Genomic DNA, 12,572 nt, shown 5'->3' with positions numbered 1-12,572 from the left:
TGGATCAATGTTTTTTTTGCAACACAGATAAAAAGAACCCATCTGTTTGTGTTGTGGCCGGCGACAACGTAAGTCCATAATTTGAAAAAACTGGTTGCACAGGAGAAAAACTAAAATGTTTCTGCCAAAGCGCTGGCATATCTATTGGAAAAAAATGAGAATGTTGTTGAAGAAAATGGGAAATTTGTTCTTCATTTTCATCTGTAAAAAGAGAACAGGTAATATAAACTAGGCGCCCATTTGGCTTAAGATAAGCTATTGCTTCATTCAAAATAGCCCTCTGTTCTGTTTGGCGTTTTTTCACCTGTTCTAATGTTAAACGCCATTTCGCATCTGGACGACGACGCCATGTTCCTGTCCCACTACATGGTGCATCTAGTAGAACTCTATCCATCTGACCTGTTAATGGTTTTAATTCTTCTCTTTGCACTCGTATTTGTACATTACGAACACCAGCACGTCTAAGACGATCAAAAATAGGAGCTAGGCGCACTTTATCAAAATCATAAGCATAAATTTGCCCACGATTGTTCATATCGGAAGCTAAAGCTAATGTTTTACCCCCAGCACCTGCACAATAATCTAATACCTGCATACTTTCTTGCGCTTCCACAAGGTGAGCAACAATTTGAGATCCTAAATCCTGTATTTCAAAGTATCCTTTTTGAAAAGATGGTTCCACTTGAACATTGGGATGACGGTTAAACTTTTCAATCGGTGCAATTCTTAAAGCTTGCCCAAACCATGGCAAAGATGTAAGTTTGATTTTTGCTAATTCTTTCAGCACCTTTTCTGGTGTTGCCTTTAGGTTATTTACCCGTAGGTCTAAAGAAGGACGCGTTGCTAACGCAGCCGCTTCAGTGATCCAATTATCACCAAATAGAGGACACAAATGCGCTTGACACCATTGCGGAATATCACCACGAATATAGTCTGGAGCATCCACTAATTGCTGATTTTGCCAAGATTTACGCTGTTTAGCCTCTAATAACTGCGGCGCGAACCGATCTTCTGCCAACTCACCATCAATTTGCTCTAGCGTCATTTTTCCAGAATCTAATAAGGCACCAAAAACGATATCTCGGATATCATCACTCTCCATACGCCATTGTAAAGAATAACGTCGTCTTAAAACATCATAAACGATTGTACCAATAGCTGCACGATCACCTGCTCCAGCAAAACGATGAGAAAGCCCCCAATCCTTTAAAGCTTCTCCTACTGGGCGATGCTTCATTTCTATCTCTTTGAGAACATCTATTGCTGCTTGCAAACGCCCACCTAATCGCATTCATTTCTCCCATTAAAATAAGAAAATTTTAAATCATCTAAAAAAATAATATTATCTCTTCTTGCCAGTGAAACCTTCTCAAAGGCATAAAAAATTTACATTCAGTATTAAAATGATCTGATCATACTTTTTTATAAGATCCAATTTAGAGTATCTAGATTTTTCCTTTCATCTTCTGCCCATTCGCTTTTTATCCTTCTACCTCTTATACTAAAAGATACATAGCCATCCAGAAAAAACTTATTTCCGCCATGCATTACGAAAAAACCAAACTCTTTATTATTGAGTAAAATAAAATTTACGAGGATTATCTGAATAACAGAAAAAATCAAATATCTCCCATCTTTTGATGGCTATCCTTCTGAAAAAATAGAAAAAATCTTCTCATAAAATTAAACAAGCTCATCTTACGTTCACCAAAAAATTAACTTTTTAGAAAATGCTTGGAACCACTATTTGGCATGACCGTTTTTACTCTACTGGCAACTGCCAGACAATTTAAAAGGAGAAAATAATGACTTACAATAATGGAAAAACAACTTCATCTAAAAGCCGTCATAACACAATGCCCTCAAACAACGGAAAGAAATCCGTCCAGAGTGATCAGACAAACACTCGCCAACGTGCGTCAAAAACAGGACGGAAGACAACAAAAAGTTAATTCTAATTTTATATAACTTATTTCATATAGTCTTAACAGAAAGAATTAGAGTTTTGACCTCTAATTCTTTCCTTTTTGGGATTATTTACATCAAATCACAAACAGAAAAAAGCGCGGTCTCTTTTTCTTGTTTTCGGAAGATTTTATATTTATGCGATATGACATTAGGCTCTGATATCTTTAAACTGGCCCACGATAGTTTGGACTCTCCCGTGTGATAGAAACATCATGCGTATGACTTTCATGGAGTCCCGCATTAGTAATACGTACAAATGTTGCTTTTTCACGAAACTCTACGAGATCTTTTGCTCCAACATACCCCATCGAAGCACGAAGTCCACCAGCAAGCTGATGTAGAACTGATGCTATAGAACCTTTATAAGCCACCTGCCCCTCCACACCTTCAGGAACCAACTTAAGTTCATCACGAACATCATCTTGAAAATAGCGATCTGCCGATCCTCGTGCCATAGCACCAACAGATCCCATACCACGATAAGCTTTAAAAGATCGCCCTTGATAAAGATAAACTTCACCAGGGCTTTCTTCTGTACCTGCTAAAAGAGATCCAATCATCGCTGCACAAGCCCCACCAGCTAAAGCTTTAGCAAAATCACCTGATGCTTTGATTCCACCATCTGCAATGATCGGAATACCCGCTTTTTCAGCAACTTCTGCAGCATTCATAATGGCTGCAAGTTGAGGAACACCGACACCAGCAACAATACGCGTTGTGCAAATAGAGCCAGGACCAATACCAACTTTTACCGCATCTGCACCACTGTCAATCAATGCCTGCGTTGCTTGAGCGGTTGCTACGTTCCCAGCAATAACAGCTGGAGAGGAAGCCATCTTTTTAATTCGTTCAACAGTTTCTAGCACATGTTGAGAATGTCCATGCGCTGTATCAATGACCAACACATCAACACCTGCGTCGATGAGGCGTTCAGCACGCTCAATCCCACCATTCCCAACACTACTGGCCGCTGCAGCACGCAAGCGCCCTTGAGAATCTTTAGCAGCATTTGGATTTAATTTTGCTTTTTCAATATCCTTAACTGTTATCAATCCGACACAACGATTTTGTTCATCTACAACTAATAATTTTTCAATACGATGATGATGTAAAAGATATTTTGCTTCATTAAGTTGGACATTTTCACGCACTGTGATCAAATTTTCATGCGTCATTAATTCATAAATTTTTTGTTTTGGATCCGATGCGAAACGGACATCTCTATTGGTCAAAATGCCAACAAGTCGTCCCACTGTCTCACCTTTAACGCTATTTTCAACAACCGGAATACCTGAAATACCATGAGAGCGCATCAAAGATTTCGCTTCTTCAAGTGTTGCTTCTGGTCCAATTGTGACTGGATTAACAACCATACCAGATTCAAACTTTTTTACTTGGCGGACTTCTTCTGCCTGCTCTGCAGAGGACATATTACGATGAATAACCCCAAGACCACCAGCTTGAGCCATAGCAATTGCCAAACGCGATTCTGTTACCGTATCCATTGCAGCAGAAAGCAATGGCAAATTGAGCTTAATATCCGCTGCAATGCGCGTACTGAGATCCACTTGGCTAGGCATAACAAGAGAATGACCGGGCTGTAAAAGTACATCATCAAAAGTCAGTGCCAATGCGCCTGTCCCCGTTTCAACAATCTTTGCCATAGCAAAATTCCTTTTATAATAAAACACCGCAAGGAGCTTTAAAATACAACTGCGGTTCTCATACATGGTAGATTGGCAAAAAATTATGCCATGCTACAAACAAAATGAAAAGAAAAATAAATATTTTTTTAAGTGTGGTTTATAAAAATTTACAATTGTGATTCAATAGGTAACCAACTTATTATTTTTGCAAATGCGCGACGCCAAAAATTGCTTTCTGGCTCATGGTCAATGCTATATTTTTTTTCATTTTCAATAAAATCCCAATAAATACGATTATTATCACCAAGACGCAGATGATAGCTCATTTCCCCTGTGGTTTCTTCAGAAAACAACAAATCTAATCTTGCTGTAATGGGAGCACATTCAAAAAGAATGCCCATTTCTGTATTTAATGATGCTGATCTGGGATCAAAATTTAAAGATCCAATAAAAGCTGTTTTACGATCAATTAAAAAAGCTTTGGCATGTAAACTTGCCTTACTCGATCGAAACAATCGTAACCCATGGGTGTTACCCTCCGCTTTTAATTCATAAAGCTTAACACCACTTTTCAAAAGCTCCTTACGATACGGTACATACCCACCATGCACCAATGCTACATCAGTAGCTGCTAAAGAATTCGTCAGAATTTTGACATCAACACCCTTTGAAACCAAATTACTAAAATTCTGCGTACCAACCTTACCAGGAACAAAATAAGGTGACGTAATTTGAACCGTTTTTTGGGCATTTCCAATAACCTTTGAAAGTGCCTTCATAAGCCAATTTCTTGCTTGTTTACGCAATGCTTTTTCCGGGGGGTCAGAAAGAACAACAACTTTATTTGCCAAAAATAACCGCTTTCCTGTCTCCATAAAACAATCAAAACTAATATGCTTTTTGACATAATCTAAATAAACTTTTGCAACCTTGGAATCGCGAAATTCTCGTAATTTATCCTTCCAATAGCGAAAATCGCTTGCACTTTTAGGAATAACCAAAGTATGAATCGGCAAAACCACAGCACTATTCCAAAAGTCATCAAAAATAGCTTCTACCTTTTTAACAGAGGGTCCGATTAACATCAAATCTAAATCTCGAAAATGCGATTTCTCACCAGCATCAAAATAAGAATCTGCAAGATTACGCCCTCCTACAAAAGCGATTCTCCCATCAACAATAAAAGCTTTATTATGCATTCTACGTGTAACAGTAATCGCCCGTAATATAATCTCTAAACCACGGCGTAATCCACCTTTACGCGATCGCCCTGGATTAAACATTCTTACCTCAATATAAGGATGTTTATCTAGCGCAATATAAGCTGGATCACGTGCTTGAGCGTTAATATCATCCAAAAGAAGTCGTACCCGAACACCCCGATCCGCTGCCTCAACTATTTCACTTAATAATAGACGCCCCGTTAAATCATCATCCCAAATATAATACATCAGATCAAGGCTACGCCCAGCCTCTGCAGCTCCTTTTGCACGAACACAAAACGCATCCAAATTGCTGATAATGAGGGAAAGGGCATCTTTATCAATCCCCAATCCATTTTCTTCCTCAGCTAATTGACTGACGATACGATCAAGCTTAGTTTCATCTTTCTGAAGAGGTAACGCATAAGAACATTGCCCCCTAGCACTTTTCACAAAACGCCCATAGGTGTAGATTGCCAACATAGATGCAATAAAAAAAAAGAGGACAAAACTAATAACAATCTGTAAAAGAGTCAAAGAGGACAAACTTTCTATTTTAAGCTATCACATCATCAGTAATGCAAACGATAATACTAATCACTTTATCTTAATCGTGTAGCAGATAAAATGCCACTTCTTGCTTAAGAGAGTATAAATTTAATATTGATGATACAAAAATTTTAGCGGTAGTATTTAAAAATTTTTAAAAATGCCTCTCTGCTTTAATAAATGTAAACTTAACTAAAATTGTATAAATTGAAACAAACGATTAAAATAGTCACATAAAATTTATATTTGGTTTAAATCTACAAAATCATCCTCTATAGATAAATTTTACAATAAATGATTGTTTTCTTAAGCCTCCCCCACGGACTTTATCAAAATCCACTCTATTTTTTTGAAACTCATGCTTGTCATGAAGAGATATTTGTTATGAATTTTACTTTCGTTCTTGATTTCTTATTGCTCTCAATTCTTCCATTTTTCTATAAAGTGTAGAGCGACCAATATGGAGGCGGCGTGCAATCTCACTCATATGTCCTTTATAATGTTTAACCGCTTTCTCGATAATATCATGTTCCATCTCTGCAAAAGTACGCACATGCCCATCAGTATTCAAAAATTTTATCGATTCTTGTTCATTATCTTCTTGCATATTACCCTCAATGATATTGGGAACATTCATTAATGAATTTCCCATCAATTGCGGAAAATCTCGAACAGTTAATAACGGTCCTTCACTGAGTAGAATCGCACGAAATAAAAAGTTTTCAAGCTCATTTCTATTGCCAGGCCAATCATACTGCATAAGCAAGGAAAGAGCCGATCCTGCTAAACCATGGACATGTGATCGCCCTGTTTCTGTGATAATGCGATCAATCAAACGTTGTGTGATCTCCGGAAAATCATCCCTTAATTCTCGTAAAGCAGGGACGCTAATAGATAAGTGAGAAAATTGTTCAAACAAACTATGCAAAAAAAAGTTCTCTTTAACCAAGTCCTTTAAACGCGATGTTGAAATAGCAATGATCCGGAAAGGAAAAAAATCTCCTTTTGTATCCCTTTCCCTTTCTTTAAGGTAATGAGCAAACCGTTTTTGCTGTATAGGCTCAAGTCGATCAATATCACAAAGGCAAAGTGTCCCTTTTTCAAGAGAAGAAACCAATGGTAGGAATTCTTTAAACCACTGCTGATTTTCTTCTTCTGGATCAACGATGGCTGAACATTGAAAGCGAATAAAAACACCCTCCGAGAATAATCCCTCATGATGAATAATCCGAGCTAACGTCTCACGTCCTGTTCCAACTTCCCCCTCTATCAACAAATTCTGTAAAGAAGTTGCTGCTTGTCTTGATTGTTCTAATACTATCTGCATAGCTCTACTTTTTATGCAAAGATCAGAAAACCGTAAATGATTCTCTTTTTTTCGCCGAATATCTCGAACCTCATGCTCCAAAGCAGAAATAAGAGCAAGAATATCCAAAGTAACTCTTACGCGTAATAATGTTACTGGATGGATCCAATAATCAATAGCTCCAGCTGTTAAAGCTTTCTGGAGTAAATTCTGATTCTCTTGTTGTGCTATAACGACAATAGGAACAGAAACACCAGCAACTCTAATCATTTTAATCAAATCGCTCACATTCAAATCACTCATAACGACATCAAGGAGCGCAAGAACAATGTTTTTACGCCTATGTAAAAGATCAATCGTACGGAGACCATTTTCTGCTTCAATGACACGGTAACCAAAACCTCGCAGCATAGCAGAAAGTTCTATACGTTTTCCATAATCTTCACTCGCAACAAGAATGGGACCAACCATAATGTCAATAATCTCCTTTGAGACTACTCAGCCGCTTAATATAAAAATTGTTGTAAACCATAAGAAATATCTCACCTCTTGTGTTTCACTTACGAACTTCATCAAGCTGTTAATTAAATACAACATTAAGGCATTTTTTTCCATTTTTTTGCTTTTTCATTGATTTTCATCAAATTTTTCATATTGACTTATGGGGTAATTTAATAATGTTATAGAAACTAGAGAGCAAAATAATCTAAATAGAGTGCAATAAATGAAACATACCTATCATATTTTATGTCTTACAATCACCGCCTTGCTGTTAAGTGCCTGTAGCTTTTCGCAATATTATAACTCAAATATGCCAACTGAAATTGATGGAAAATGGGTTGATGAGAATGGTATTATTTCTTCTTTCCACAATGGTATTTTTGAAACACGTGCAGCAGATACAGAAGAAAAACTATCAGAAGGAGTATATAATTATCTCAATGCCCAAAATATAGAAATTGAAATACGCTCTATTCTCCGTGGAACAATTTCTAGAGTCAATTGTACAGTGTCATACGACGCTACGCAACTTCTCTGCACCTCACATACAGGAGCACAATTTTTCCTTAAGCGAAAATCTTAAACAAAGTACAAGGGAAGCCTCTCTTAAAAACAGAGGGAGCGCATACATCAGGGGGCGACCCTTTCTCCTCCTGATAGAAAATTCTCTCTAAAATACGCAAAGAAACTGATATAATCTTCACCCTGAAAATTTTCTAAACATTATGAAATGCGTAAAATAATCATTTTCTTCCACAAAACATCAGTAAAGCCACCTCACAATAAAATTGTGACTTTGTATCATTCAATCTATTTTAACCTAAAATAACATTTTATTTGATAGGGAACTTTAATCTAAGCAGCGCCAATGCGCAAAAGATCATGAAAATGAACAATTCCTATCGGTTTTTTATCTTCAACCACGAAAAATGCACCAATATGATGATCATTAATAAAAGCTGTTGCTGCACCAACAAGTGTATTTGGCCTTACAACTTTAGGAGCTTTGGTCATCACCTCGTCAACATTAAATGTTGATAAATTAAAATGAATGTTACGTGCAAGATCACCATCGGTTACAATTCCGATTAGTTCACCTTCTTGATTCACAACACCAACACAACCAAAATGTTTTTCCACCAAAACATTCATCGCTTCAGTCATAGATGTCCCCTGCATAACCAAAGGAATATTATCACCCTCATGCATAATATCACACACGTATTTAAGGCTTGCGCCAAGAGAACCACCAGGATGATATATTTTGAAATCCGTTGCGGTAAAACCACGCATTTCTAAAAGAGAAACCGCTAATGCATCTCCCATTGCCAATTGCATAATTGTTGAAGTTGTAGGAGCTAAACCATGGGGGCAAGCCTCTTCTATCTTTGGTAATAATAAAATAATATCAGCTTGTCGTCCTAATACAGAGTACTCATTTGATGTCATCGCAATAAGAGGGATACGAAACCGCGCCGCATAACTCATAATACCACTTAACTCTTGAGTTTCACCAGACCATGATAAAGCGAGAATAACATCATCAGATCCAATCATACCAAGATCACCATGATTGGCTTCTGCAGCGTGAACGAAAAAGGCAGGCGTTCCAGTTGAGGCTAAGGTTGCTGCAATTTTTGTCCCTATATGACCACTTTTTCCAAGACCAGTAATGACCACATGTCCACGAGCCTTTCTAATAGTTTGAACAGCCGCTTCAAAAGAAGAAGAAAGAGTTCCCAGAAGAGCTTTTTCAAGGGCTTCAAGCCCCTGCTTTTCACTGGCAAGTGTTTTAAGCGCTGATGCAACAGCACCTTGCAAAGCCATATGAGGAGACGGTATTATCATAATCAAATTCGATCAATAAAATTAAACGAAAGATCTATATTATTTTTCAACATTAATGGTTTCCAGTAAATTTTTCAATGAGGCAGAAACGTGGCTGTGCATATCAGCGCGTGCCAAAGAAAATGCAACGTTGGCTTCAATGAAACCAGCTTTAGAACCGCAATCAAAAGTACGCCCTTCTACTTGCAAACCCCAAAAATCTTGTTCATTTGAAAGCCGTATCATAGCATCTGTTAATTGAATTTCATTTCCTGTTCCTCGTTCTTGAGTGGAAAGAATATTAAAAATTTCTGGCTGCAAAATATAACGTCCATTGATGTACAAATTTGATGGTGCCGTTCCTAGCACTGGTTTCTCTACCATTTTTGTGATTTTAAAACCATTTGCAATCTGTTTACCTTTGCCAACTATACCGTATTTATGTACTTCCTCAAGATCACATTCCTGAACTGCAATAATATTTCCTCCGCCCACCTTTTCATAAAGACTAATCATCTCAGAAAGACATCCCTTTTTGGCTTGAATCAGCATATCGGGTAATAACAAAGCAAAAGGTTCCCCTGCAACTAATTCACGCGCACACCAAAGAGCATGCCCTAATCCCAAAGGTTGCTGTTGTCGAGTGAAAGAAGTTGACCCTGGTAATGGCTGTAAACGGTATAAGTGTGCAAGATCTTCTTTCTTTCCACATTCAGCAAGTGTCGTGTATAATTCAACTTGCGCATCAAAATAATCCTCAATGACTGTTTTATTACGTCCAGTCACAAAAATAAAATGCTCAATACCAGCCTCCCTCGCCTCATCCACAACGTACTGAATAACAGGTTTATCAACAACTGTTAGCATTTCTTTAGGAATCGTTTTTGTCGCAGGAAGAAAACGCGTACCAAGACCTGCTACTGGAAATACTGCTTTCCGGATTTTACGCACACTCACCCTCCTCAATGAATTCATATAACTATTTTGTTTTATTTATCATATGTTTTTACGAAATGGTAAAAAAGATATCTTATTGTTTTGATTATCATCATAATGGGCAATCAAAAATATAAAAGAGAGTATGAGAATTTATTGAAAGGATTAAAACAAATTATTTATTTCAATTTTCTCCTCTTCTTGATCATATTATTGATTAAACGAAATACAAAATAAAGTTATTGCACATTTAATAAATTGAATATTAATGGGGATTTCAAAATGCAAAAAACAGAATTAAAGACTTTCTCTTTTTTAGAGAAGTCAATAACTTGGAGAACTCTTCTCACTGGCTCTGCCGTTATTTTTTCTGCTTTTTTAATGTTTTTTGTATCCCTTTCATATGCTGATAGCGGATTTAAACACTGGATTAAAGAATTTAAAAAAATAGCTATTGCTCACAATATTACCCCTTCTACGTTTCATATAGCGTTTAAAGGTGTTAATACCATTGATCCAGAAGTTCTAAAAAGCGCTGCATACCAACCGGAATTTGTTGCTCCTTCATGGAACTATTTTGATAATCGTGTCCATGATATTGCAATTGTGGAAGGACGGCGCCAAACTCAAAAATGGAACAAATGGCTTCTTCAAATTGAAAAACGTTTTGGTGTTGACCGCAATATTCTTCTTGCTATTTGGTCAATGGAAAGCAACTATGGAAAAATTTTAGCCAATAAAAGTGTAATGCGTGATACCATTCGCTCTCTTGCAACTCTAGCCTATGCTGATAAAAAACGTGCAAAATATGCATATACACAGCTGATTGCTGCTATGAAAATTCTACAAAGTGGCGAAATTAAACGCTCTCAACTCACTGGATCTTGGGCCGGTGCATTGGGGCATACACAATTTATTCCAAGCAGTTATCTCGCTTATGCAGTTGATATGGACCAAGATGGACGGCGTGATATCTGGAACTCTGTTCCAGATGCTCTGGCTACTGCTGCTAACCTTCTCCACAAAAATGGCTGGCAACCTAATCTTATTTGGGGAGTAGAGGTAAAAGTGCCGCAGGGGAAAAACCTTCCTGAAGGGTGGTATTCCTTTGAACAATGGAAAAAATTAGGTGTAAAACATGCAAATGGGCATCCTCTTCCTACATTAGCTGAACAAGCAATATTAAAATATCCAGATGGAGCAAAAGGACCTATATTTTTAGTCACAAAAAATTTCTTTGTTCTGAAACATTACAATAATGCAGATCGTTATGCGTTTGCTATTGCTCTTCTTGCTGATCGCATCGCTGGACATCCTGGATTAGTACATGATTGGCAAAGACCTTTTCACCCTCTTACTTTCCAAGAATGTAAAGAACTGCAATCTCGCTTAAGTGCACTGGGCTATTACAAAGGGAATGTTGATGGAAAAATCGGAACAGCTTCTCGCAAAGCAATTAAAGCCTTTCAACTGCGTCGCGGTCTAAAAGCAAATGGATATCCATCATCTCAAGTGCTTTTTCTCCTTCGCAAACAATAATGGAGACTAAGGTTTTGTCTTTTTTTCGCCTGATATACTTAACATTATTACTGTTTTCACTTTCTATGGTGGAGATCATACAGCCATCCCCAAGTAAAGCAACGAACTTCTTCAAATGGTTATCACAACATAACAAACAAACGCAACAACCACTGAAAATTATAGAACAAAAAATAGACAAGCCACAAAAAAAGATCGTAACACAAAAAAACATACAAAAGCTAAAAAATGAGAATGCAAAGCGCATTCTTGTCATAGGGGATTTTACAGCTTCTGCTGTTGCCGATGCACTTAAGAAGTTTTTTATAAATAATAGCGATATCGTTATCATGAACAACACAATGCCAGCTTCCGGCTTAGTTCGAACGGATTATTATTCTTGGCAAAGCAATATTTCTAAACTCATTGATCAAAATAACCCCGATGTTATTATCATGATGATCGGTGCAAATGATAATCAACCAATCACACACTCTTATAGCACAATTAACACAGATCAATCAGAATGGATGCACATCTACAAACAAAGAATTATCAAAATTATTGAAAGTCTTCATGCCTCTAGAAAATCATGGATATGGATAAGTCAACCTGCCTTTAGAAATGACCTTTTGACACAAAAAATGAAAATTTTTAATGCACTTTATAAACAAGAAACAGAAACAGCAGGAGGATATTTCCTCGATATCTGGAGCGGCTTTAGTGATGAAGAAGGGAATTTTTCTTTTTCAGGCTATGATATTAATGGAAAAATAACCAAATTACGTACCAATAATGGCATACATTTCACCTCTGAAGGAAAGAAAAAACTTGCCTCTTATTTAGAAAAACCATTGAAAAATATTTTAAATTTTTATGCCTTTTCTCATGAAAATCCTTACTCAACCGATCAAGCTATTCAAAAACTTATACAAGAATCAGAGAATAAAGAGCGGAGTAATATTATGCGTCAGCCTCCAATCAGCCTCGATGATATGGCACAACAAAATACTCACCTTTTAGGCAAAAGAAAGTCAAGTTTTATAAAAAAATCATGGTTTCCACCAAATGGGTATCAAAAAGATCGAGCTGATAATTTTTCTTTCCCCTAATGTCTAT

At 37.1% G+C, this 12,572-nt stretch carries 10 protein-coding genes; 4 read left to right on the top strand and 6 right to left on the bottom strand.

What is annotated here, in order from left to right; translation table 11 throughout:
- Positions 1-4: 4 nt before the first annotated feature.
- Positions 5-1,291 (bottom strand): RsmB/NOP family class I SAM-dependent RNA methyltransferase, encoded by a 1,287-nt coding sequence (locus ACFIJS_RS01930; RefSeq protein WP_375649385.1) that lies wholly within the window; start codon positions 1,289-1,291, stop codon positions 5-7.
- Between the two features lie 514 nt (positions 1,292-1,805).
- Between ACFIJS_RS01930 and ACFIJS_RS01925 the strand changes: the two genes are divergently transcribed.
- On the top strand, positions 1,806-1,952 hold the full coding sequence (locus ACFIJS_RS01925; RefSeq protein WP_273722522.1) for a hypothetical protein: 147 nt from the start codon (positions 1,806-1,808) through the stop codon (positions 1,950-1,952).
- A gap of 180 nt (positions 1,953-2,132) precedes the next feature.
- On the opposite strand, the gene guaB is transcribed toward ACFIJS_RS01925, so the two are convergent.
- From guaB to ACFIJS_RS01910, 3 genes are all read right to left on the bottom strand, one after another.
- The gene (gene guaB / locus ACFIJS_RS01920; RefSeq protein ID WP_375649383.1) at positions 2,133-3,632 is read right to left on the bottom strand and encodes an IMP dehydrogenase; all 1,500 of its coding nucleotides are present in this window, start codon (positions 3,630-3,632) and stop codon (positions 2,133-2,135) included.
- Positions 3,633-3,781: 149 nt separating this feature from the next.
- Complete coding sequence (locus ACFIJS_RS01915; protein ID WP_375649381.1) at positions 3,782-5,353, bottom strand: phospholipase D family protein; 1,572 nt, start codon at positions 5,351-5,353, stop codon at positions 3,782-3,784.
- A gap of 403 nt (positions 5,354-5,756) precedes the next feature.
- Complete coding sequence (locus tag ACFIJS_RS01910) at positions 5,757-7,142, bottom strand: sigma-54-dependent transcriptional regulator (protein ID WP_375649379.1); 1,386 nt, start codon at positions 7,140-7,142, stop codon at positions 5,757-5,759.
- 253 nt (positions 7,143-7,395) lie between these two features.
- Here ACFIJS_RS01910 and ACFIJS_RS01905 point away from each other — a divergent pair, with 253 nt between their 5' ends.
- Complete coding sequence (locus tag ACFIJS_RS01905; RefSeq protein WP_375649377.1) at positions 7,396-7,755, top strand: hypothetical protein; 360 nt, start codon at positions 7,396-7,398, stop codon at positions 7,753-7,755.
- A 272-nt stretch (positions 7,756-8,027) separates the two neighbouring features.
- On the opposite strand, the gene ACFIJS_RS01900 is transcribed toward ACFIJS_RS01905, so the two are convergent.
- A complete protein-coding gene (locus ACFIJS_RS01900) occupies positions 8,028-9,020 on the bottom strand; it encodes an SIS domain-containing protein (protein ID WP_375649375.1) in 993 nt (330 codons plus the stop codon).
- 39 nt (positions 9,021-9,059) lie between these two features.
- Positions 9,060-9,950 carry a UTP--glucose-1-phosphate uridylyltransferase gene (locus tag ACFIJS_RS01895; protein WP_375649372.1) on the bottom strand — a complete coding sequence of 297 codons (891 nt, stop codon included), beginning with the start codon at positions 9,948-9,950 and terminating at the stop codon, positions 9,060-9,062.
- Positions 9,951-10,217: 267 nt separating this feature from the next.
- On the opposite strand from ACFIJS_RS01895, the gene ACFIJS_RS01890 reads away from it, so the two are divergent.
- On the top strand, positions 10,218-11,474 hold the full coding sequence (locus ACFIJS_RS01890) for a lytic murein transglycosylase (RefSeq protein WP_375649370.1): 1,257 nt from the start codon (positions 10,218-10,220) through the stop codon (positions 11,472-11,474).
- A 14-nt stretch (positions 11,475-11,488) separates the two neighbouring features.
- The gene (locus ACFIJS_RS01885; protein WP_375649368.1) at positions 11,489-12,565 is read left to right on the top strand and encodes an SGNH family hydrolase; all 1,077 of its coding nucleotides are present in this window, start codon (positions 11,489-11,491) and stop codon (positions 12,563-12,565) included.
- Positions 12,566-12,572 lie beyond the last annotated feature (7 nt).

It is taken from the genome of Bartonella sp. OT172YNZD, assembly GCF_042193725.1.
GTDB classification, from domain to species: domain Bacteria; phylum Pseudomonadota; class Alphaproteobacteria; order Rhizobiales; family Rhizobiaceae; genus Bartonella; species Bartonella grahamii_A.
Note: the sequence above shows the minus strand (reverse complement) of the source record. Positions and strands in the feature narration are given on the sequence as shown.